The sequence below is a fragment of the Pseudomonas sp. GW822-FHT02E03 genome (assembly GCF_058802325.1).
In genome coordinates, this window is record NZ_JBXAOA010000035.1 from 28467 (window position 1) to 51549 (window position 23083).

A 23083-nucleotide genomic window follows, 5' to 3' on the forward strand; every position below is an offset into this window, starting at 1 on the left:
TAAACACGGCATATGGGTTTTACCTGATACACCTTGGTGAATGGCTTTGGGGCTGCTTCGCAACCCAGCGGGAGCAAGCTCCCTCACAGGTCATGTGTTTGTGCCCCTAAACCGTCGCAGAGCCGACACGGCCCTTGCGCAGTGCATCGATGACCGCTTCTTTCGGGCCGTCGGCGACGATCCGCCCGTTGTCCAGCACCACCAACCGGTCCACCAGGCTGAGCATCGAAGTGCGATGGGTGACCAGCAGCAGGGTTTTGCCCTGAATCCAGCCGTGGAGTTTTTGCCGCAGGACGTCTTCGCTGCTGTTGTCCATGGCGCTGGTGGGTTCGTCGAGCAGCATGATCGGCGGGTCGAGCAATAAGGCCCGCGCCAGCAACACCGCTTGCCGTTGACCGCCCGACAGCAACTGACCGCGTTCACCCACCGGCCGGTCGAAGCCATGGGGATGTTGGCGAGCCAGTTCGGTGACGCCGGTCAGTTCGGCGACTTCGAGCATCCGGGCATCGCTGATGTAGCGCGCGCCGAGAGTCAGGTTGTCGCGCAGGCTGCCGGCCAGCAGCGGCAGGTCGTGGGCGACGTAACCGATCTGTTGGCGCAGGTCGGCGACGTCCAGTTGCCGCAGGTCCAGGCCATCGAGCAGCAACTGGCCTTCTTCCGGCGCATAGAAACCCATCACCAGCCGCGCCAACGTGCTTTTGCCTGAACCGCTGCGGCCGATGATGCCGATCCGTTCGCCCGGCTTCATGCTGAAGCTGACGTTGGTCAGGGCCGGCGCATTCTGGCCGTTGTAGTGGAACGTCACGCCGCTGACGTCGAGTGCGCCTTGCAATTGCGTGCGCTCCAGCGGCCGCTGCTTGGCGTCACGTTCTTGTGGCAACGACATCAGCGCATCGGTGCTTTTCATGGTCAGTTGTGCTTGCTGATAACGGGTGATCAGCCCGGCGATCTGTCCCAGCGGCGCGAGCACGCGGCTACCAAGCATGTAGGTCGCCACCAGCGCGCCGACGCTGAGGTTGCCGGCGATGATGCTGTAGACCCCGGCGACGATGGTCGCCATGCCGCAGAACTGCTGAATGAACAACGTGCCGTTGGTGGCCAGCGCCGAGAGGTTGCGCGCGTGGCTGTCGAGGCGGGTGAGGGCGCCGTGGGTGCTTTCCCATTTGTGCTGGCGTTCGCTTTCGGCGCTGCAGGCCTTGAGGGTTTCCAGGCCGCCGAGGGTTTCGATCAGCAAGGCCTGACGTTCGGCGCCGAGGCTCAGACTCTTCTGCACGGTGTCGCGCAGACGTGCCTGAATCACCATGGCAAAAATGATAGTGATGGGGAATGCCAACAGCGGAATCACCACCAGCCAGCCACCGAGCAGACCGATCACCACCAGCATCAGCACCGCGAAGGGCAGGTCGATCAGGCTGGTCAGCGTGACGGCGGTGAGAAATTCCCGAAGGCCCTGAAAGTCATGAATGCTCTGGGCGAAACCACCGATGGTTGCTGGCCGCGCTTTCATCGCCATGCCGGTGATGCGTTCGAACAAGGTCGCCGAAAGAATCACGTCGGTTTTCTTCCCGGCGGTGTCCAGCAAGTGCGCGCGAACCACCCGCAGCACCAGTTCGAAACCGGTGCCGATCAGCAAGCCGATCGACAGCACCCACAACGTTGAAGTGGCCTGGTTTGGCACCACTCGGTCGTAGGTCTGCATCACAAACAGCGGCACCATCAGCCCCAGCAGGTTGATCAGGAAACTCGCCAGAATCGCATCGCTGTACAGCCACTTCGACAACTTCAACGTGTCGCGAAACCATGCCTCCACTCTTGGCACCAGCGGCGCGCGCAAGTCTTCGAGTTCATGCCGCGGCCGGGCGAACAAGGCCTGGCCGCTGTAGTTGGCGGCCAGCTCGTCCGTGCTGACCCATTGTTCTCCGCCGTCGGCTTCGCTCGGCAGAATCAGCGCCTGACCGTCATCGCCAAAGCGACGCAAAATTGCGCAGCGACCATGGTTGAGGATCAGCATCACGGGCAGGTTGAGCGCGGAAATTTCCCCCAGTTCACGGCGCAGCACACGCGCCTGCAAACTGGCCCGGGCTGCTGCGCGCGGCAGCAAGTCCAGGCTCAAACGTTGGTGTGCCATTGGCAGCCCGGCACTCAGGCTGGCGCGACTGACCGTCGCGCCATGAAGTTTGCAGAGGATCAACAGACCGTCCAGAAGCGGGTCATCGAAGCTCAGACGCGGATCGACACCCGTGTTGCCGGTTTCCATGCTGGTCATATTGATTGCCTGTGGCGAGGGAGCTTGCTCCCGCTTGAGTGCGCAGCACTCACACTGTCTTCATCTTCAATCGGTGTTCGGGGTTGCTGCGCAACCCAGCGGGAGCAAGCTCCCTCGCCACAATTGGTCACGTTGAGCTACTTCATTTCAGTTCAGGCAAACGAGCTTCGTTTTTTACTTCGGTGGCGGCGATCGCATCGGCGGGCAGCACCACCCGTTGTTTGCTCAACAACTGCCCCATGTTTGCCAGCACGCGGTACATCGAAAACTCCTCGGTGTAGCGCACTTCGGTGTAGCGGCGGTTGGCGTTGTAAAGCTCGTTTTCACTGTCGAGCAAGTCGAGCAAGGTCCGTTGACCAAGGCCGAACTGATCCTGATACGCGGCCCGCACACGGGTGGTGGTTTCGGCGTATTCACGGGCAGTCGGGGTTTGTTTCTTGGCGTTGAGCATGGCGTTCCAGGCCAGGTGGATGTTCTCGTTGAGCTGGCGCAGGGCGTTGTTGCGGATGTCCAGCGCCTGGTTGATCTGGTGCGCATCGGAGGCCAGCCGGGCCTTGTCGCTGCCACCGCGGAACAGGTTGTAGTTCATCACCACACCCACTCGCCATTGGTTGTCGTGGCCTTCGTCGCCCTGAATATTGTTATTCGCGCCCACCGCCGCTTCAGCGTCAAAACGCGGGTAGAACGGAGACTTGGCGACTTCGTACTGGCTCTCGGCCGATTGCACATCGGCCTGGGCGGATTTCAGGTACGGGTTGTTTTCCACCATGCTCTGCTGGGCTTCCGGCAGGGTGGCGGGCAATTCGCCGCGGGTCGACGGCGGTGCTTCGAGTTCATCGGGCATGCGCCCCACGACGCTGTAGAAATTTGTCTCGGCATCGGCCAGATCGACTTCGGCGGTGTCGAGGTTGTTTTGCGCCAGTGCCCGGCGAGCGGTGGACTGGTCGGAGTCGGCGTTGCTGCCGACCCCACGCTGAGTGCGCAGGCCGATCTGGTCGTTGACTCGCATGTGCGCTTGCAGGTTGTTCTTGGCCAGGGTCACCAGTTCGCGACGCTTGAGCACTTCGAGGTACACCTCGACGGTGCGCAGGGCCAGATCCTGGGCGGTGCCCTGGGCGTAATAGGCTCGCGAATTGGCCACGCCTTTGGTGCGCGCGACTTCGTTGGAGGTGTTGAAACCGTCGAACAGCATCTGCCGCAGGCGCAGTTCCGATTGGGTGTAGTTGAGGATTTCGGTGTGGTGATTGCCCTGCGCCCGAGTGGTGGTGTTATCGCTGTACCCGCGCCCGTAGCCGGCGTTCAAATCCACCGATGGATAAAAGCCCCCTTTTGCGACTTTAACCTGCTCGTCGGCCGAGAGCCGGGCATCGACCCGCGACGCCAGTTCCGGGTGGGTCGCAATGGTGCTCTGGATCGCCTCGGTCAATGACATCGCCTGAGCCTGAGAAGTGCAGGCCATGGCCAGCAAAATCGCGCTGCAGAGGGGGGTTAAAACGCGCATGGATGCCTCTCCCTGATTCCTGATGGTACTTAGTGAGTCGCCAAATATTTGACGTTATTTTTAAGTGAAACCGTCTCACCCTTGTTACAACAGAGCTAAGAACATCCTGACGCGAAGCTAAGAAGGATTTCTCATAACGCTTATGCCGAAAAAAACTTATGCGCTCTGAAAAATCCAGCACATTGTTCAATGCGAAAGCCTTTGTTTATGAGCTCTCAGGAGCATCGAAGGGCTTGAGGAAAGTTCAATTCACTTTTCGACACAGAGCGAAGAAGTGCTGGAGGGGAGGGAAGCGAGACGGTTTAGGGGCGACAATTTTTTGTCACTCGAGTGATTCAAAACCGTTACGCATCGTTAGCAGGGCGGTTATTTCGGAAGTGGATCCCGATGCCATTGATTGCAGAGGGTTTTATCCCGATCCAGAAATTCCCCTTGCGAGCGACATGCCTGGCGAAAGTGTCGGGAGGCAGTGGTTTACGTCAGGTAAACGCTTTCTCGGCAAACGATCCGTCAGGCCAACCTGCTTGAACCATGGGCACGTTCTTCGCGCAAACAGGATGCCGACAGCAGTTGGCAGCGGAGGAAATGCACATGGCAACGCTCATCGGTATCGTCAGTAAGGTCATCGGTCAGGTGTACGCAGTGGCGGGTGATGGCACCCGACGCACCCTGGTCGAGGGCGATCGGCTGTTTGCCGGCGAGCAACTGGTCACCGGGGCCGAAGGCGCGGTGGCGGTGCAACTGCAAAATGGCCAGGAGCTGACCTTGGGGCGTGACAGCAGCCTGCAGATGACGGCCCAATTACTGGCGCATCAGGTCCCGCATGTGGAGACCGCCGATGCGGTAACGCCGAGCCAGGCGCAACTGACCGATGTCGAGCAACTTCAAAAAGCCATTGCCGCCGGCGCCGACCCGACTCAAACAGGCGAAGCCACTGCCGCCGGACCGGGCTCGGGCGCGCCGGGTGGATTGGGCGGTGGTCACAGTTTTGTGTTGCTGGAGGAAGTGGCGGGCCGGGTTGATCCCACGGTTGGTTTCCCCACCGCGGGCTTCAACGGTATTCCGGAGTTTCTCCTGGAGCGCCGGGATACTGATCCAGACAATGGCGATAGCGGCGATGCACCGAATAACCCGGTCACCCTCATCGGCCTGTCGGCGGCGGGAGGCGAACTGACCCTCAATGAAGCCCACCTGGCGGACGGTTCGGCCAGCAACCCTGGAGCGCTGACTCAAAACGGCACCTTCACAATCATTGCCGCTGACGGGCTGACCAGCCTGAACATCGGCGGGATCAACGTGATCAGTGGCGGTGTGCCCGCCGGTTTTCCGCAGTCGATCACCACTCAATTGGGCAACACCCTGACGATTACCGGCTACAACCCGGCCACCGGCGTGGTGAGTTACAGCTACACCTTGGTCGGCAACGAAACCCACTCGGCTGGCGATGGCGCCAACAACCTCAGTGAACAGTTCACTGTGGTCGCGAGTGACAGCAATGGCGATACCGCCACCGGTTCGCTGGACGTCAACATCACCGACGATGTGCCCAAAGCCATTGACGACACCAACGCCAATACTGCCTCGGAAACCTTGCTGACCCTGACCGGCAGCGTGCTGCCCAACGACCTCCAGGGCGCCGACCGTATTGCCACCGGCCCCGACAGCGGGCCGATCATCGGCGGCACGTTCAACGGGACTTACGGCACGCTGGTGCTCAACCCCAACGGCACGTACACCTACACCCTGAACACCAGCGACGCCGACTTCAAAGCCTTGCATGGCGGCGGCAGCGCTACGGAAACCTTCATCTATACCCTGACAGATGCCGACGGCGATACCAGCACCGCGAACCTGGTGCTGGAGATTCACAACAACGATGACCCGGTGATCATCGGTGGGCTGAATGCCGAAGGCGGCGAGTTGACTGTTTACGAGAAAAACCTCGCTGACGGCAGTGACCCCGATGCACCGGCGCTGACCCGGAGCGGCACTTTCACCATCACGGCGCCAGACGGTGTGCAAACCCTTAGCGTCGGTGCAATCAACGTGGTGCTTGGCGGTCTGGCAGCAGACTTCCCGCAGACGTTCATCACGCCGCTCGGCAATACGCTGACCATCACCGGGTTTGATCGTGCCACCGGCGTGATCACTTATAGCTACACCCTAAACGCTAACGACGCGCACCCGGATGCCAGCGGCGCCGACAGGCTCGCCGGGCAATTTGCGGTAACCATGGTGGACGACAATGGCACCACCGCCCACGGCATTCTCGATGTGAATATCGTCGATGACGTGCCACAAGCCGTGGACGACAGTAATGCCAACACCGCCTCGGAAACCCTGCTGACGTTAATCGGCAGCGTGCTGCCCAACGACATCCAGGGCGCTGACCGCATTCCTACTGGCCCCGACAGCGGGCCGGTCATCGGCGGCACGTTCAACGGGACTTACGGCACCCTGCTACTCAACGCCAACGGCACCTATACCTACACCCTGAACACCAGCGATGCCGACTTCAAAGCCTTGAACGGTGGGGGAAGCGCTACCGAGAATTTCGTCTACACCCTCACCGATTCCGATGGCGATACCAGCACCGCGACGCTGGTGCTGGAGATTCACAACAACGATGACCCAGTGACCCTCGATGGCCTGAACGTCGACGGCGGCGAACTCACCGTCTACGAGAAAAACCTCAGCGACGGCACCAACCCCAACACACCTGCCTTGACCCAGAGCGGCACCTTCACCGTCACCGCCCTCGACGGTTTGCAAACCCTGACCGTGGGCGGCATCGCAGTGGTCACCGGTGGCGTGGTCGCCGGCTTCCCGCAATCGATTGTCACCGCGCTCGGCAATACGCTGACCGTCACCGGTTTCAACAGCACCACCGGCGTAGTCAGTTACAGCTACACTCTGACGGATAACGAAACCCATCCGAACGCCGACGGCACCAACAGCATCACCGAGAACCTCAACGTCGTCGCCACCGACGTCGATGGCAGCACGGCATTGGGTCAGATCAACGTCAACATCGTCGATGACTTGCCCACCGCCAATCCTGATCTCGCCACGATAGCGGAGGGCGCAACGGCCTCGGGCAACGTGCTGAACAATGACGTCGGTGGCGCCGACGGCCCGGCACTCAGTGGTGCGGTGGTTGGCGTGCGCGCCGGCAGCGACACCTCGACTTCAGCCATCGGCGGCTTGAATACGCAAATCAACGGCACCTACGGCTACCTGACATTGGATGCCAACGGCAATGCCGTGTACCACAGCAACCCGAATTCGGTCAGCGCACCGGGCGCCACGGACGTGTTCACCTATACCGTGCGCGATGCTGATGGCGATGAAAGCACCACAACCATCACCATCAACGTGGCGGACTGCACCCTCGTAGCGGCCAGCGACAGCGACGTGACGGTTAACGAAAAAGCCCTGGATCTTGCCCAGGATGGCCAGGACCTGGCAGCAGGCACCGTCACCGGCAGCGAGCCGGGCAATGCCGGTGAAACCGGCTCCGGTACGTTGGTGGGCTCGGTTACTGGCGCCACTGGCACGATCACTTACACCTTGGTTGGCAGCGCCACCGGGACTTATGGGCAAATCCTGCTCAACCCCGACGGCAGCTACACCTACACCCTGACCTCCGCGCCAGCGACCACGCCCAACGTCAATGACGGGCCGAATACCCTGAGTGAAAGCTTCACCTATCAAGCGACTGATCCCTTGGGCAACAGCGTCACCAGCACTATCGTGATCAATATCGTCGATGACGTACCCACCGCTCACGCCGATGCAGTCGCGGTGGCGGAGGGTGGGACCGTCAGCGGTAATGTGTTGGGCAATGATGTGCTCGGTGCCGACGGCCCAGCGGCGGGTGGGGCAGTGGTCGGCGTGCGCGCCGGCAGCGACACTTCGACCTCGGCCATCGGCGGCTTGAACAGCCAAATCAACGGTACCTACGGCTACCTGACGCTGGATGCCAACGGCAACGCCGTGTACCACAGCAACCCGAACTCGGTCAGCGCGCCGGGCGCTACGGACGTGTTCACCTACACCGTGCGCGATGGCGACGGCGATGAAAGCACCACGACCATTACCATCGACGTGTCCAACTGCTCCCTCGTTGTGGCTCCCGATACCGACGTTACGGTTCAGGAGAAAGCGCTGGATTTGACCAAGGATGGCCAGGATCTGGCAGCAGGCACGGTCACCGGCAGCGACCCTGGCAATACCGGCGAAACCGCTTCCGGCACGCTGGCCGGTTCCATCACCGGCGCCACTGGCGCGATCACTTATAGCCTGGTCGGCAGCGCCACCGGCACCTACGGGCAACTCCTGCTCAACCCCGACGGCAGCTACACCTACACCCTGACCTCTGCGCCGAAAACTTCGCCCAACGCCAACGACGGCGCGAACACCCTGAACGAAAACTTCACCTACACCGCCACCGATTCGGTGGGCAACAGCATCACCAGTACCATCGTGATCACCATCGTCGATGACGTGCCGACTGCTTACTGCGATTCAGTCGCGGTGGTAGAGGGCGGGGCCGTCAGTGGTAATGTGCTGCACAACGATGTGCTCGGTGCTGACGGCCCTGCGTCGGGTGGTGCAGTGGTCGGCGTGCGGGCCGGCAGCGACACTTCGACTTCGGCCATCGGCGGTTTGAACACGCAAATCAACGGCACCTACGGCTACCTGACGCTGGATGCCAGCGGCAACGCCGTGTACCACAGCAATCCGAACTCGGTCGGCGAGGCGGGCGCCACGGATGTGTTCACCTATACCGTGCGTGATGCCGATGGCGATGAAAGCACCACCATCCTGACCATCGACGTCCACAACAACTGCCTCGTAACGACCACCGATACCGACGTGACGGTCTACGAAAAAGCCCTGGATTTGACCCAGAACGGGCAGGACCTGGCGGCGGGTACGGTCATCGGCAGCGAGCCTGGCAACACGGGAGAAACCGGTTCGGGGACATTGGTCGGTTCGGTCACCGGCGCCACCGGCGCAATCACCTACACCCTGGTCGGCAGCGCCACCGGAACCTACGGGCAAATCCTGCTCAACCCTGACGGCAGCTACACCTACACCCTGACCTCGGCGCCGAAAACGTCGCCGAACGCCAACGACGGCGCGAACACCCTGAACGAAAGCTTCACCTACACCGCCACCGATTCGGTGGGCAACAGCACCACCGGCACCCTTGTGGTCAGCATCGTCGATGACGTGCCGTCTAACGCCGTCGCCTCGGACCGTTCGGTGCCCGCGGTGCAGATCGACTCCAACCTGCTGCTTGTGATCGACGTGTCCGGAAGCATGGACGATCCCTCCGGTGTATCGGGCCTGTCGCGACTGGAGCTGGCCAAACAGGCGATCAGCACACTGCTCGACAAGTACGACAATCTGGGCGATGTGAAAGTGCAGGTTGTCACCTTCAGCAGTAGCGCCACGGACCAGACCTCGGTGTGGGTCGATGTGGCGACGGCCAAGTCGATCATCGCGACGTTGACGGCGGGTGGCGGGACCAACTACGACGTGGCCGTGGCGACCATGCAAACCGCGTTCGATACCTCGGGCAAACTCACCGGGGCGCAGAACGTCGGCTACTTCTTCTCCGATGGCAAACCCAACGAAGGCGACATCGGCACCGCGGACGAGGCCGCGCTCAAAGTCTTCCTCGACGCCAATGGCATCAAAAACTACGCCATCGGCCTGGGCAGCGGCGTCAGTAATGACAGCCTCGATCCAGTGGCCTATGACGGCAGCACGCACACCGACACCAATGCCGTGGCAGTGACCGACCTCAATCAACTCAACTCGGTACTCTCGGGCACCGTGCAAGGCGCGCCGGTCACCGGCTTGCTGCTGGGCGAGGGCGAGGGCGGTACGTTCGGCGCCGATGGCGGCTTCATCAAAACCATCACCGTCGATGGCACCACTTATACCTATGACCCCAAAGGCAACAGCAATCAGGGTTCGCTGATCTTCAGCGGCGGCGTCAACCACGGCACCTTCAACACCGCCGATAACACCCTGAGCATCGCTACCGACAACAGCGGCACGCTGCTGGTGAACCTCGATACCGGCGAGTACACCTACCTCTCGCAGAAAACCACGGCGGCGGTGATCACCGAAAACATCGGCTTCACCGCCAGCGACAACGACGGCGATCTGGCCAGCTCCACGCTGGTGATCAACGTGATTCCGAACACGCCACCGGTGGCGGTCGATGACCATGTCATCACCAACGTGTTGTCGGGCAGCCTTGTGGTGCCGGGAGAGCTGCTGCTGGCTAACGACACCGATGCCGATGGCGATGCGCTCACTGCATCGCCAACCACCTTCAACACCGGTTGGCTGACCAAGGGCGCGGACTTCACCGGTACCAACTCGAACTTCAGCTTCACCGGAAATAACCAGGCAGTGACCATCGCCCGTAGCGCATTCGTCGCCAACACGGCAGCCATGACTGCGGTGCTGGTGGTCAGCGGGGCATTGGGGGCGGTCAGCAGCAACAATACCAACGACGAGGACCAGATCACCGTCAACCTCAAGCAGGGTGAAACCCTCAACCTGGACCACAACCTGGCGGCCGGCCACGTCACCATGGAGTACTCGGTCAACGGCGGCGCTTTCATTGCCATCGCTGACGGCCAGACCATCACCGCTTCGGCAGACGGCACATACCAGATTCACATTACCAACATCGACGATGGTGGTCCGGGCAACAGCGGGAAGGGGTCGGAAAATTACCAACTGACCATGACCGTCAACTACGCCGGAGCCCACGAAACCACGCCGGACTTCCACGGCACCTACACCGTCAACGACAACCATGGCGGCAGCGACTCGGCCAATGTGACCATCAGCTATCAGGATGGCCATACGCTGACCGGCACTTCAGGTGACGACGTACTGGTGGCGGGCGCGGGCAACAACGTCATCAATGCCGGTGACGGCAATGACGTGCTCACCGCCGGTTCCGGCAACAACGAAATGCACGGCGGCGCCGGCAATGACTTGCTGTTCAGTGGCGCGGGCAATGATCTGCTCGACGGCGGCACCGGCAACGACACCGCGAGCTACGCCCACGCCACTGCCGGGGTCACCGCCGACCTGAGCCTGCTCTCCGCACAAGACACCCTTGGCGCCGGCACTGACACCCTGACCGGCATCGAAAACCTCACCGGCTCGAACTTCAACGACAGCCTCATGGGTGACAACAACAGCAACATCATCAACGGCGGTCTGGGTGACGATGTGCTCAACGGCGGGGGCGGCGACGACTTCCTGATCGGTGGCCTGGGCAACAACACCCTCACCGGCGGCAGCGGCGCCGACACCTTCCAGTGGCTCAAAGGCAACAGCGGCCACGACGTCATCACCGACTTCACCCCAGGCACCGACAAACTCGACCTGTCGCAACTGCTGCAAGGGGAAAACGGCACCGCGGCATCGCTGGATGACTACCTGCACTTCACTGTCAGCGGCAGCGGCGCATCGGTCATCACCAGCATCGACGTCAGCGCCATGGCCGGCGCTACGCCGAACCAGACCATCGACCTTGCCGGCGTGAACCTGGCCAGCCACTACGGCGTCACCCCCGGGGCGGGCGGGGTGATTGCCGGCGGCGCGGATACGGCGACGATCATCAACGGCATGCTCAATGACCATTCGTTGAAGGTGGATACTGTGTGATCTGAAAGTACAAACCCCGCCATTTCTTTGGAAAGAAATGGCGGGCTTTTTGTTGTTTGGGTTTTTGAACGTCAACAGATCGCAGCCTTCGGCAGCTCCAGATTCGGTGTTCACCGCCCTATCGCGGTTGAGCACAATCGCGCGTAGGAGCTGCCGAAGGCTGCGATCTTTTGATCTACCAACCCTGTGCCGCTGAAGCAAAAAAGCCAGGCCCGGATTCAGATATCCGGCCCTGGTATTTTGTTGGGGCTTAGGGCCTCTTCGCGGGCAAGCCTCGCTCCTACGGGGGGACGTGGCATCAGTGCCCTGCACATCAGTAGGAGCGAGGCTTGCCCGCGAAGCTTTTGACTCAGGTCGCTTCGTTCAGGTATTTGCCCACGGTCGCCACGTTGTCGAGCGAATACTGCTTGCTCAGGTTGGCGATCATTTTGTTCAGGGCTTCGGTCACGTTGAACTGATTGGTGGAGCTGTCAGTGTTCTGCTCGCGGCCGGCTTGCAGGGCGGTTTTCAGTTCATCGCTGCTCACGCCACCGCTGCTGTCGCTGTCCAGGATCTTGAGCAGTGCGGCACTGGTGTCGGTGCTGGTCGACGAGGTGCTATCGCTGGCCAGGGCGTTGCTCAGTTCGGTGGCTGTGACACTGCCGTCGCTGTCGGTATCGAGCTGGCTGAACAGCTCTTCGCTGGACACCTGCTGAGGCGGTGGAGGCGGAGGGGTCAGGCTGGCGACAAGTTCGTCCTGACTGACGGTGCCGTCTTCGTTCTTGTCCAGCGCCGAGAAGATTTCCGTGCTGTCGGCAGTGCTGCCGGCGCTGGTCAGGCCGTTGCTGAGTTCATCGCTGCTGATGGCGCCGTCGCCGTCAGTGTCCAGAGCGCTGATCAGCGCATCGGCCAGTTCGGTGCTCGGTGCCTGATCATGCGGTGGCGGTGGAGGGGCCATCGCGGCCATCTCTTCACTGCTCAGGCTGCCGCTTTCGTCGCTGTCCAGATCGCTGAAGTTCTTGCTCAGGCTGACCAGCAAACCGTCATCGGTTTTCTGCGTCAGAGCGCTCTTGAGTTCGTCCTGATCCACCGCGCCGTCGCTGTTGCTGTCGAGTTTGGCGAGCAGATCTTTCTGGAATTGCTGGCCGCGGGCGCTGTTGGTGGAGGTGCTGCTGGTGCTGGTATAGCTCGTGTAGTTGCTGCTGACACTGCCGATCATTGTGCTCACTCCTTGGAATGGGAAACCGGTGAGTGCACCGGCTTATGCAGCCTCAAGGGGGGAGTTGTCGTGGGTATGTGGGGTTTGTACCGTCCGGTACACAAACAGATATCAGGCCCGCCTACGATCCTGTGGGAGCGGGCTTGCCCGCGATGAGGCCAGCATATTCAACATCGATGTTGTCTGTCAGATCGCTATCGCGGGCAAGCCCGCTCCCACAGGGGAGTCGTTGTGGCTTAGAGGCGGGGCAGGCGGATGACGGCGGTTAAACCACCACCGGAAGTCTCTTCCAGACTCAACTGCCCACCCAACCGCTCCGCTGCTTCCCTTGCGATGGTCATGCCCAGGCCGACGCCGCCGGAGTTGCGATTACGTGAACCTTCCAGGCGAAAGAATGGCTCAAACACCGCTTCACGTTTATCCGCCGCGATACCCGGGCCATGGTCGATGACCCGGATCACCAGTTCCTCGCGACTGTCCTCAAGCGTGATCAGCGCGTCCCCGGCATAACGCAGGGCGTTGTCCAGCAGGTTATTGATGCACGAGCGCAGGGCCATCGGCTGAACCTGCAACGGCGCGCAATGGCCGCTGGCCTGGACATTGGAACCTTGGTCCTGGGCGTTTTCGCTCAGGGATTCCACCAGTGCCTGCACGTCCATCCATTGTGGCGCCTCACTGGTGCGCTGTTCGTGCAGGTAGGTGAGGGTGGAATCGAGCATGCTGATCATGTCGTTCAGGTCCTGACGCATCTGGCCTTGCAGCTTGTCGTCGTCGATCTGTTCCAGCCGCAGCTTGAGCCGTGACAGCGGCGTGCGCAGGTCATGGGACACCGCGCCAAGCATCCGCGAACGCTGCTGCACCTGTTCAAGAATGCGCTTCTGCATCAGGTTGAAGGTGTGCGCCGCTTGTCGCGCTTCCCGTGGGCCCGACTCATCCAGCGGTGGGCTATCGAGGTTTTCACTCAGGCGCTCGGCAGCGTCGCTCAGGCGTTGAATTGGGCGGGTCAGCAGCTTGGCGCCGTACCAGGCGGCAATGATCAGCGAGACAAACTGAAAGGTCAGCGGCACCAGCGGCCCGCCGAACCACGGCCGTGGCGGCCGGTTGCCGAAGCGCGGGTCTGGTGGTGGGCGTTGTCCGTCAAAGCGCTCGGAAAATTCCGACGGCGCAGGAGGGGGAGGCGGTGGACCGTAATGCCTGAACCAGAAGAACGCCAACAGGTGCGCCAGTACGATCGCCAGCAGCAGCACGCCAAACAGGCGGCCGAACAGCGTATCGAAGCGCGTACGCATCAGCCGATGTCTCGTGCGTCGAACAGATAACCCTCGCCGCGAACGGTCTTGATCAGTTGTGGGGCTTTCGGGTCATCACCCAGTTTCTGGCGCAGGCGCGAGACGAGCAAATCGATGCTGCGATCAAAGGCTTCGATCGAGCGACCACGGGCGGCGTCCAGCAGTTGTTCGCGGCTGAGTACCCGGCGCGGACGTTCGATGAACACCCAGAGCAAACGGAATTCGGCGTTGGACAACGGCACCACCAGGCCATCGGCGGCGATCAACTGGCGCAGCACACTGTTTAGGCGCCAGTTGTCGAAGCGAATATTCGCACGCTGTTCGGTGCGGTCGTCGCGCACCCGACGCAGAATGGTCTGAATCCGTGCGACCAGCTCCCGTGGCTCGAATGGCTTGGCCATGTAGTCGTCGGCACCCAGTTCCAGGCCGATGATCCGGTCGGTGGGTTCGCAGCGGGCGGTGAGCATCAGGATCGGGATGTCCGATTCGGCGCGCAACCAGCGGCACAACGACAAACCGTCTTCGCCGGGCAGCATCAGGTCGAGCACCACCACGTCGAAATGCTCGGCTTGCAGCGCCTGACGCATGGCGGCGCCATCGGTGACACCGCTGGCGTGGATATTGAATCGGGCCAGGTAGTCGATCATCAGTTCACGGATCGGGACGTCATCGTCGACGATCAGGGCGCGAATGCTCCAGCGTTTATCGTCGGCCGGCGCTTTTTGATCGTCGTTCAGAGGTGCTGGGGAGTTGTGCATGCGTGCGTTCATCTGCCAGATAGGCTGCCAACCACAAAGATAGGCTGCGAGGTTGTGGCTTCAGCATAGGCGTCCGGCCGTGAGGCGGGAAGTGCTGTAGGACCTGTTGCGGCTGCCGAGGGTAGCGCTGAAGGGTGTTGTGGGCGTGTCGTGTGTGTACCGAACTCGACACAATTGTCGCAGGAGCTAGTCTTGTCTAAGCCGCGACGACGAATTACCGATCATCGGGTCCCGCAGCGGCGCTGGTTCCGCTACAATGCGCGCCGATTTCGACTTGCCTGAGAGCCCACTCATGTCCGCCTGCCAGACGCCTATCATCGTCGCCCTGGATTTCCCTACCCGTGACGCCGCACTGAAGCTGGCCGATCAGCTGGACCCGAAGCTGTGCCGGGTCAAAGTCGGTAAAGAACTGTTCACCAGTTGCGCCTCGGAAATCGTCGGCACTTTGCGCGACAAAGGCTTCGAAGTGTTCCTGGACCTCAAGTTCCATGACATTCCGAACACCACCGCCATGGCCGTCAAGGCCGCCGCGGAAATGGGCGTGTGGATGGTCAACGTGCACTGCTCCGGTGGTCTGCGCATGATGGCTGCCTGCCGTGAAGTGCTCGATCAGCGCAGCGGCCCGAAACCGCTGTTGATCGGCGTGACCGTGCTGACCAGTATGGAGCGTGAGGACCTGGCGGGTATCGGTCTGGACATCGAGCCGCAGGAGCAGGTGCTGCGCCTGGCCGCGCTGGCGGAAAAGGCCGGGATGGACGGTCTGGTCTGCTCGGCCCTGGAGGCCCGGGCACTGAAAACCGCGCACCCTTCGCTGCAACTGGTGACCCCGGGGATTCGTCCGGCGGGCAGCGCCCAGGACGATCAGCGCCGCATCCTGACCCCGCGTCAGGCGCTGGAGGCCGGTTCCGACTACCTGGTGATCGGTCGTCCGATCAGCCAGGCGGCGGATCCGGCGAAGGCGTTGGCGGCGGTAGTGGCCGAACTCGCTTAAACGCCACTAAACCTGTGGGAGCGGGCTTGCCCGCGATAGCGGTGTATCAGACAACATTGATGTTGACTGACACGCCCTCATCGCGGGCAAGCCCGCTCCCACAAGGTTTTGTTGTCGTCAGGTAATACGTTAAACCTTCAACACCAACTTCCCGAAATTCTCGCCGCTGAACAACTTCATCAGCGTCTCCGGGAACGTTTCCAGTCCTTCCACGATATCTTCCTTGCTCTTGAGCTGCCCCTTGGCCATCCAGCCGGCCATTTCCTGCCCGGCAGCACCGAACTGTGCGGCGTAATCCATCACCACAAAGCCTTCCATCCGGGCGCGGTTAACCAGCAGCGACAGGTAGTTGGCCGGTCCTTTGACCGCTTCTTTGTTGTTGTACTGGCTGATGGCACCGCAAATCACCACCCGCGCCTTCATGTTCAGACGATTCAGCACGGCATCGAGAATATCGCCGCCGACGTTATCGAAATACACGTCGACGCCTTTCGGGCACTCGCGTTTGAGGCCCGCGTGTACATCTTCGTTTTTGTAGTCGATGGCACCGTCAAAACCCAGTTCATCGATCAGGAACTTGCACTTGTCCGCGCCGCCGGCAATGCCGATCACCCGGCAGCCTTTGATCTTGGCAATCTGCCCGGCAATGCTGCCCACCGCGCCAGCCGCGCCCGACAGCACCACGGTGTCACCGGCTTTCGGCGCGCCGACATCGAGCAGGGCGAAGTAGGCGGTCATCCCGGTCATGCCCAGCGCGGATAAATAACGCGGCAGCGGTGCCAGTGTCGGATCGACTTTATAGAAACCTCGTGGCTCGCCGAGGAAATAATCCTGCACACCAAGGGCGCCGTTGACGTAGTCCCCCACGGCGAAACCCGGATTGTTCGAAGCGATGACTTTTCCTACGCCCAATGCACGCATCACTTCGCCAATGCCGACCGGAGGGATGTAGGACTTGCCCTCGTTCATCCAGCCACGCATGGCCGGGTCCAGTGACAGGTACTCGTTCTTCACCAGAATCTGACCCGCCGCCGGTTCGCCGACCGGTACTTCTTGATAGGTGAACGTCTCACGGGTGGCCGGCCCCACGGGACGTTTGGCGAGCAGGAACTGGCGATTGGTCTGGGTAGTCATGACAGGCACTCAAGATGAATGAAGTCTTGTTGATAGACCTTCATGGGCGATGCTGCAAGGTTGGCTGACGCTACGAATGCACATCAATCCAGTGTGGTGATAGTCATGGCGCCCGTTCTATCACTGCAACTCATGGGCACCCAACCGGCCTTCTGATAGTGCTGCCGTGCCATACGCCCCTGTGACTAGACTGGGCACACGCGATCCCCTGCATTCTTCCTTCTGAGGACATAACAATGAGCATGACGTTTTCTGGCCAGGTCGCCGTTGTGACAGGCGCGGCCAACGGTATTGGCCGCGCGACCGCTTTGGCGTTCGCCGCCGAAGGTTTGAAAGTGGTGGTCGCAGATCTGGACGCGGCCGGTGGTGAAGGCACTGTGGCGCTGATTCGCACCGCCGGCGGTGAAGCGACCTTCGTGCGCTGCAACGTCACGGTGGAAAGCGAGGTAAAAAATCTGATGGACGAGGTGGTGAATACCTACGGCCGTCTCGACTATGCCTTCAACAATGCCGGTATCGAAATCGAGAAAGGCAAACTGGCTGAAGGCACGATCGATGAGTTCGACGCGATCATGGGCGTCAACGTCAAAGGCGTCTGGCTGTGCATGAAGTATCAGTTGCCGTTGCTGCTGGCCCAGGGCGGTGGCGCGATCGTCAACACCGCTTCGGTCGCCGGTTTGGGCGCTGCGCCGAAGATGAGCATCTACGCAGCCTCCAAGCACGCGGTGATCGGCCTGACCAAATCGGCGGCCATCGAATACGCCAAGAAAAAGATTCGCGTGAATGCGGTGTGCCCGGCGGTGATCGACACCGACATGTTCCGTCGAGCCTATGAAGCGGACCCGAAGAAGGGCGAGTTCGCCAACGCCATGCACCCGGTCGGGCGTATCGGCAAGGTCGAAGAAATTGCCAGCGCGGTGCTGTACCTGTGCAGCGACGGCGCGGCATTCACCACCGGTCATTCGCTGGCGGTGGATGGTGGGGTCACGGCGTTTTAACTTTTTAGGTCGTGATGCAGAATCAGGCACACCTACCTTTGTGGCGAGCGAGCTTGCTCGCGCTGGGCTGCGTAGCGGCCCCAAAATCTTGTGAGTGCTACGCACTCAAGCGGGAGCAAGCTCCCTCGCCACAGGTATCTCAGCACTACACACATCGGCGTTGATTCCGTGAAGGCGCCGGTCAATGTGTTTCAAATGATTAGATCTGAGGGTTTTGGCGGCGTTGTCGCACATCCCCTGAAGCGCTCCTGTGATTAACTGTTCCCCGCAAAACGAACAGGAGTTTGCTTGCTCATGGAGTTGAGAATCGATCGACAGGCATTGGTGCCTGTCGTGCAGCAAATCGTCGACGCATTGGCCGACTGGCTCCGTCGCGGCGAGGTGACGCCGGGGGGGCGTTTGCCTTCCGTGCGACAAATCGCGCGGATCAATCTGCTCAGTCAATCCAGTGTCGTCGAGGCCTGTGAACGGCTGGTGGCTCAAGGGGTACTGGAGACGCGTAACGGGGCGGGTTTCTTTGTCGCGGCAACGGTGCTGGCCGCTCAGGAGCAATGCGATCTTCCCTGGTTCGAAGGGGTTGAGGAGAAGCAAAGCGGCCATGTCGAGGAACTGAAACTGGGTTGCGGCGGCCTGCCCGAAAGCTGGCGCGAGACTGACGACCTGAGCTACGCCATACGCCAGGTCAGTCGCACCGACATGGCCGGGTTGTTCAACTACAGCACGCCGCTGGGCCTGCCTGCTTTGCGCCAGCAGATCCTCAAGCGGTTGAAACAACTGAGTATCGAGGTGGATGAAAGCCGAATACTGACCACGGCAGGGGCCAGTCATGGGCTCGATCTGATTGTACGCACGCTGTTCAAACCGGGCGATTGCGTGGTGGTGGAGAGTCCCGGTTATTCGATGCTGTTCGATCTGCTCAGGCTGCACGGGGTCAGCATGATCGAAGTGCCACGAACCCCGCGCGGGCCAGACACCGAAGCACTCGAGGCAGTGCTGCTGAAGTACAAACCCCGTGGCTTGTTCATCAACAGCTTTTATCACAACCCCACTGGCAGCAGTTTGACCCCGGGGGTGGCTCAGCAGGTCCTGCAACTGGCCAAAAACCATGGCGTGCGGGTGATCGAAGACGACGTCTATGCGGATTTTCACAGCGGTCCCGGCACGCGCCTTGCGGCACTGGGCATCGATGACAACGTGATCTACGTCGGCAGCTACTCCAAAACCCTCAGCAGTTCGTTGCGGGTTGGCTTTGTAGTGGCCAGTGCCGATGTGATTTCGCGACTGGCGCAGGTCAAGATGATCAGCAGCATGGGCGCTTCACGGTTCAGCGAGTCGGTGCTGGCGAGTCTGTTGGCCAGCGGTGCCTACCGCAAATTGGTGCAGCGTCAGCGCCAGCGTTTAAGTATTGGCAGGGACGCAGCCTTGCAGGTCCTCGAAGACGCGGAATGGGAGGTTTTCGGCAAACCGGTTGGCGGCCTGTTCATCTGGGCGCGATCGCGCAACGCTGACTATGCTCAGGTGCGCACTCAGGCTCGGCGCTTCGGTGTCCTGCTGTCTTGCCCGACGGCGTTCAGTCCGACCGGCCAGGCTCATGACTGGCAGCGGATCAACATAGCTTATGCCTGTGATCCTCGCGCCCGGGCATTTTTTCAGGCCACCGCCAGGGTCTGTTGACGTTTGGTGACGAACCGCGTTGCGCTGCCAAACGTCAGCAGATCCTGAGGATCGACCTCGAGCGTTCTGAAAGCGACGCGGGCGTAGCTTTTTGCCATTATTCCGCAGCCAGAGACTTGTGTTGGCACAAGCCCGTTGCGAATCTGCATCAACAGACAATGGCAGGGGACTAAGCGCAATGATTTCGGCCGTGCAAGGACGTTTTGCCAACCTCGGTATGGCGAAAAAACTGGGTGTCGGGTTTGTACTGGTGCTGCTGTTGACCGCACTGGTAGCGGCCATCGGCGTATGGTCCCTGCAAACCATCAGTCAGCGCTTCGACGGGCTCAAGCAGATGTCGTCGCTCAACAGCGGTTTGCTCAAGGTTCGCCTGCTCGAGCAGGAATACGCCTTGCACGGTAATCCGAAAACCGTGGACGCCTTGCACGCCGGGGTGGACGCTCTGATCGCTCTGGCGACCGGACTCAAGGCGCAGTCGGCGGCCAATGTGCCGATCATGAATGACGTCGAACAATCTCTGGGGGCCTATCGCAAGGCTTTTGACGAGTTTGTCTCGCTGAGTCAGGCCAAGGACCTGGCACTGGAAATGGCCAGTTGGTCGGTGTCCAGCGTGGCCAATAACCTGGACGTGCTGCAGGCCGGGCTCGCCGATGATGGTGCCTATACCTTGAAGGAATCCGAGGGCAAGGACGGCGCGCAATTCATCGAACAAGCCAATCAGGTCAGCCAGGTTGCACGGCTGATGTTGCAGGCCATGAACGAAGCACGCGTACGCCTGGACCAGAGCCGCAAGGGCGACGACAGCGGCGGGCAGGGCAAGATCGAGCAGGCCGATCAGGCGCTGACCCAGGCCGAGCAACTGAAAACCACGATCAAGGATGAGGGTTACCAGACCGTCCTCAATGAAGTGTCCGGTCACATCGCCGGTTTCAGTGAAAAACTCGCCGAATACACCGGACTGTTGGCACAAGAAAAAACCGTCTACGAGCAACTCCACCAGCGCGCCGCTCAAGTGGTGGAACGGGTGGATCAGGCCTACGTTGCCGAAGACCTGTCGATGCAGGCAGAGCTGAAAAAGAACTCGCTGTTGATCATCGGTTCTTCGGCACTGGCCTTGCTGGTGGGGCTGATTGCTGCGTGGGTGATCACCCGGTTGATCGTCGCGCCGCTGCGCAGCGTAATTGGTGTTGCTCAACGGATCGCCGCGGGCGATTTGAGTGCAACGATTGAAGTGACCCGCCGTGATGAGATCGGCCAGTTGATGCAAGCCATGCAGCAAATGGGCGCAGGGCTGAGCAATATCGTCAGTGGTTTGCAGGCCGGTATCGAACAGTTGGCAAGCTCTGCTCAATCGCTATCGGCGGTAACCGAACAGACCAACCTTGAAGTCAGCAGCCAGAAGGAAGAAACCGAGCAGGTCGCCACCGCGATGAATCAGATGACCGCCACGGTGCACGACGTCGCACGTAACGCGGAAGAGGCCGCCCAGGCGGCGCAGACTGCCGACGACAAGGTCGAAAGCGGTCAGCAGGTGGTGCGTCAGAGCATGGCACGGATCGAACAATTGGCGGACTCGGCCACCTCGGCCAGCTCCAGCATCGAAAGCCTCAGTGCGCAAATCCAGAACATTGGCACGGTACTCAGCGTGATCAAAAGCGTTGCCGAGCAAACCAACCTGTTGGCGCTCAATGCGGCCATCGAGGCAGCTCGGGCCGGCGAGCAGGGCAGGGGGTTTGCGGTGGTAGCCGATGAAGTTCGGGCGTTGGCCAAGCGAACCCAGCAATCAACCGAGGAAATCGAACAGCTGGTCAGTGCCTTGCGCTCGGCGGCGCAGTCGTCGGTGCAGCAGATTCAGAACAGCGGCGAGTTGGTGAAACTGGCGGTGAGCGATGCATTGCAGACCGAGAGCGCGTTGGGAAGCATTGCGGTAGCGGTGTCGTTGATTCAGCAGATGAACCAGCAGATCGCAGCGGCTGCGGAAGAGCAGAGTTCAGTGGCCGAGGAGATCAATCGCAGTGTCACCAGTATCCGCGCCAGTGCGGATCAGTCGTCGCTGGCGATGCAGGGCAATGCCGCGTCGAGTATTGAGTTGGCGCAGCTGGGGGGTGAACTGAAGGGGATGGTGGGGCATTTCAGGTTGTAAGCGCTGCCCTCCAACACTCCCAACGCTTGAGCGACGAAAATCCTGTGGGAGCGTGGCTTGCCCGCGAAGAATGCACCGCGGTATTTCAGGTGCTACGCGTCAGCGTTCTTCGCGGGCAAGCCACGCTCCCACAGGTTCTGCGTCTGAACTTACCGGCATTAACCTGAACCAGTGGCGTTCAGCATTTGCACGATCAGTCGTAGATCGCTTTTTTCTTCCAGTCGGCATCAGCCTCGACGTCTTTGAGACCTTCAGTCAACTGGTTCACTTCGCCTTCAACCGGGGCGATGGTGTCCATGACCTGAGCGTTGGCGCGGGCCAGGAGTTTTTCCAGGTATTCCAGCTGTTCAGCGTAAATCTGCGGTTCCTGTTGTTTGCGCAGGTATTGCACGCCGCGTTCGAAGGCCAGACGAGCCTGGCCGGGCTGGTTCTGTTGCAGGGAATGCTGGCCCAGGTTGTTGAAGAATTCGATGTGCAGCAGGACCAGGATGTGGCGCACTTCACGGATCCAGCGCTTGGCTTCGTTGGGCGGCAGGAAACCGTCCTGTGCCGCGCGGGTGATCTGACCGTGCAAGGCTTCGAGCAAAAAGCGCACGTCTTTGGCCTTGGCTTCGGTCTGGATCGGTGCCGGCGGATTGTTGACCGGGATCGATTCGCCTTGGGCGACGAGGGCACTCAGCTCGGCAATCCGTGCCTTTAAGGTGCTGTTGGATTTTTCCAGGTTCAGCAAGCGCTGGCAGACGTTCAATTCAAGACGGGTCAACAGCAGCTTGAGGGGCGGTGTCATCAACTGACCGGGGAAGGTCTCGGTGATTTCACCGCAGCGACGCAGGCGGTCATTGAGTTCAACCTTGGTGCGGGCCTTTTCCAGCTTATTGTTCTCCACCACATGGTTCATGTAGCCAATGGCGATCAATAGTGCGATCCCGGCTACGACTAGCAGGGTGATCATGAGTGGTGTCACCGGTAAGACCTCTTTTATTAGGGTTCGCGTGCGAGTCGAGTGTAGTAGCTTGGCATTTGGGCGCCTAGGGTCGCTCGACGAGTTGAATCGGCAATGACTCTGCTTATATCGGCCGTAACGCTGCATAGATAAGTAAATAGCGTGCGAGATGCACATTGCCATCATCCTGGCCGGACTATAGCGCCTTGCTGGATGCCAGAATATAGGCGCCAAAGGTCAGTCGACGGAAAAGCCTCAAACGCTGCTGAAAGCAGGGCGAAGTCATTGATTTAAATAAATTTATATCTGGGGGTTGACGACCCCTCAATCCATCCATAGAATGCGCGCCACTTACAGCGTAAAGCACACAGCGAAACGCGGTAGGGAGTGAATGTTGTACGTGTGTCCCCTTCGTCTAGTGGCCTAGGACACCGCCCTTTCACGGCGGTAACAGGGGTTCGAGTCCCCTAGGGGACGC

The 23083-nt window shown here is 60.5% G+C and carries 12 protein-coding genes, 1 tRNA gene and 1 pseudogene; 7 read left to right on the plus strand and 7 right to left on the minus strand.

Annotated features, from left to right (window positions below):
* Positions 1-106: 106 nt before the first annotated feature.
* Both AC1RQB_RS21675 and AC1RQB_RS21680 read right to left on the minus strand, forming a co-directional pair.
* The gene (locus tag AC1RQB_RS21675; RefSeq protein WP_063341254.1) at positions 107-2266 is read right to left on the minus strand and encodes a type I secretion system permease/ATPase; all 2160 of its coding nucleotides are present in this window, start codon (positions 2264-2266) and stop codon (positions 107-109) included.
* Positions 2267-2408: 142 nt separating this feature from the next.
* Positions 2409-3767 carry a TolC family outer membrane protein gene (locus AC1RQB_RS21680; protein WP_063341253.1) on the minus strand — a complete coding sequence of 453 codons (1359 nt, stop codon included), beginning with the start codon at positions 3765-3767 and terminating at the stop codon, positions 2409-2411.
* A 591-nt stretch (positions 3768-4358) separates the two neighbouring features.
* Between AC1RQB_RS21680 and AC1RQB_RS21685 the strand changes: the two genes are divergently transcribed.
* The gene (locus AC1RQB_RS21685; RefSeq protein ID WP_063341252.1) at positions 4359-11477 is read left to right on the plus strand and encodes a retention module-containing protein; all 7119 of its coding nucleotides are present in this window, start codon (positions 4359-4361) and stop codon (positions 11475-11477) included.
* 349 nt (positions 11478-11826) lie between these two features.
* Here AC1RQB_RS21685 and xopAW read toward each other — a convergent pair whose 3' ends face one another.
* From xopAW to AC1RQB_RS21700, 3 genes are all read right to left on the minus strand, one after another.
* On the minus strand, positions 11827-12675 hold the full coding sequence (gene xopAW / locus AC1RQB_RS21690; RefSeq protein WP_063341251.1) for a XopAW family type III secretion system calcium-binding effector: 849 nt from the start codon (positions 12673-12675) through the stop codon (positions 11827-11829).
* A gap of 236 nt (positions 12676-12911) precedes the next feature.
* The gene (locus AC1RQB_RS21695; RefSeq protein WP_008070270.1) at positions 12912-13964 is read right to left on the minus strand and encodes a sensor histidine kinase; all 1053 of its coding nucleotides are present in this window, start codon (positions 13962-13964) and stop codon (positions 12912-12914) included.
* The gene (locus AC1RQB_RS21700) at positions 13964-14722 is read right to left on the minus strand and encodes a response regulator (RefSeq protein ID WP_008070269.1); all 759 of its coding nucleotides are present in this window, start codon (positions 14720-14722) and stop codon (positions 13964-13966) included. The genes AC1RQB_RS21695 and AC1RQB_RS21700 overlap by 1 nt, the downstream gene beginning before the upstream one ends.
* Before the next feature lie 292 nt (positions 14723-15014).
* Between AC1RQB_RS21700 and pyrF the strand changes: the two genes are divergently transcribed.
* The gene (gene pyrF, locus AC1RQB_RS21705) at positions 15015-15713 is read left to right on the plus strand and encodes an orotidine-5'-phosphate decarboxylase (RefSeq protein ID WP_008011684.1); all 699 of its coding nucleotides are present in this window, start codon (positions 15015-15017) and stop codon (positions 15711-15713) included.
* A gap of 129 nt (positions 15714-15842) precedes the next feature.
* Here pyrF and AC1RQB_RS21710 read toward each other — a convergent pair whose 3' ends face one another.
* Complete coding sequence (locus tag AC1RQB_RS21710; RefSeq protein WP_063341250.1) at positions 15843-16847, minus strand: NADP-dependent oxidoreductase; 1005 nt, start codon at positions 16845-16847, stop codon at positions 15843-15845.
* A gap of 236 nt (positions 16848-17083) precedes the next feature.
* On the opposite strand from AC1RQB_RS21710, the gene AC1RQB_RS21715 reads away from it, so the two are divergent.
* From AC1RQB_RS21715 to AC1RQB_RS21730, 4 genes and pseudogenes are all read left to right on the plus strand, one after another.
* The gene (locus AC1RQB_RS21715) at positions 17084-17845 is read left to right on the plus strand and encodes an SDR family oxidoreductase (protein WP_063341249.1); all 762 of its coding nucleotides are present in this window, start codon (positions 17084-17086) and stop codon (positions 17843-17845) included.
* Between the two features lie 294 nt (positions 17846-18139).
* The gene (locus AC1RQB_RS21720; protein ID WP_063341248.1) at positions 18140-19519 is read left to right on the plus strand and encodes an aminotransferase-like domain-containing protein; all 1380 of its coding nucleotides are present in this window, start codon (positions 18140-18142) and stop codon (positions 19517-19519) included.
* A 1057-nt stretch (positions 19520-20576) separates the two neighbouring features.
* A pseudogene (locus AC1RQB_RS21725) lies at positions 20577-20753 on the plus strand (HAMP domain-containing protein); the annotation flags it as partial.
* A 204-nt stretch (positions 20754-20957) separates the two neighbouring features.
* Entirely contained in the window at positions 20958-21662 is a 705-nt protein-coding gene (locus AC1RQB_RS21730; RefSeq protein ID WP_404943046.1) for a methyl-accepting chemotaxis protein, read from the plus strand.
* A 193-nt stretch (positions 21663-21855) separates the two neighbouring features.
* Here the strand turns inward: AC1RQB_RS21730 and AC1RQB_RS21735 are convergent, their stop codons facing one another.
* Positions 21856-22614, minus strand: coding sequence for a hypothetical protein (locus tag AC1RQB_RS21735; RefSeq protein ID WP_063341246.1), 759 nt, complete (start codon positions 22612-22614; stop codon positions 21856-21858).
* Positions 22615-23009: 395 nt separating this feature from the next.
* On the opposite strand from AC1RQB_RS21735, the gene AC1RQB_RS21740 reads away from it, so the two are divergent.
* Positions 23010-23082 (plus strand) — tRNA-Glu (locus AC1RQB_RS21740).
* The last annotated feature ends 1 nt before the right edge of the window (position 23083 follow it).

Excerpts from the sequence above, each read along its gene's own strand:
- AC1RQB_RS21675 (WP_063341254.1), bottom strand. The coding sequence starts at position 2,266 with ATGACCAGCATGGAAACCGGCAACACGGGTGTCGATCCGCGTCTGAGC.
- AC1RQB_RS21680 (WP_063341253.1), bottom strand. The coding sequence starts at position 3,767 with ATGCGCGTTTTAACCCCCCTCTGCAGCGCGATTTTGCTGGCCATGGCC.
- AC1RQB_RS21685 (WP_063341252.1), top strand. The coding sequence starts at position 4,359 with ATGGCAACGCTCATCGGTATCGTCAGTAAGGTCATCGGTCAGGTGTAC.
- xopAW (WP_063341251.1), bottom strand. The coding sequence starts at position 12,675 with ATGATCGGCAGTGTCAGCAGCAACTACACGAGCTATACCAGCACCAGC.
- AC1RQB_RS21695 (WP_008070270.1), bottom strand. The coding sequence starts at position 13,964 with ATGCGTACGCGCTTCGATACGCTGTTCGGCCGCCTGTTTGGCGTGCTG.
- AC1RQB_RS21700 (WP_008070269.1), bottom strand. The coding sequence starts at position 14,722 with ATGCACAACTCCCCAGCACCTCTGAACGACGATCAAAAAGCGCCGGCC.
- pyrF (WP_008011684.1), top strand. The coding sequence starts at position 15,015 with ATGTCCGCCTGCCAGACGCCTATCATCGTCGCCCTGGATTTCCCTACC.
- AC1RQB_RS21710 (WP_063341250.1), bottom strand. The coding sequence starts at position 16,847 with ATGACTACCCAGACCAATCGCCAGTTCCTGCTCGCCAAACGTCCCGTG.
- AC1RQB_RS21715 (WP_063341249.1), top strand. The coding sequence starts at position 17,084 with ATGAGCATGACGTTTTCTGGCCAGGTCGCCGTTGTGACAGGCGCGGCC.
- AC1RQB_RS21720 (WP_063341248.1), top strand. The coding sequence starts at position 18,140 with ATGGAGTTGAGAATCGATCGACAGGCATTGGTGCCTGTCGTGCAGCAA.
- AC1RQB_RS21730 (WP_404943046.1), top strand. The coding sequence starts at position 20,958 with ATGACCGCCACGGTGCACGACGTCGCACGTAACGCGGAAGAGGCCGCC.
- AC1RQB_RS21735 (WP_063341246.1), bottom strand. The coding sequence starts at position 22,614 with ATGATCACCCTGCTAGTCGTAGCCGGGATCGCACTATTGATCGCCATT.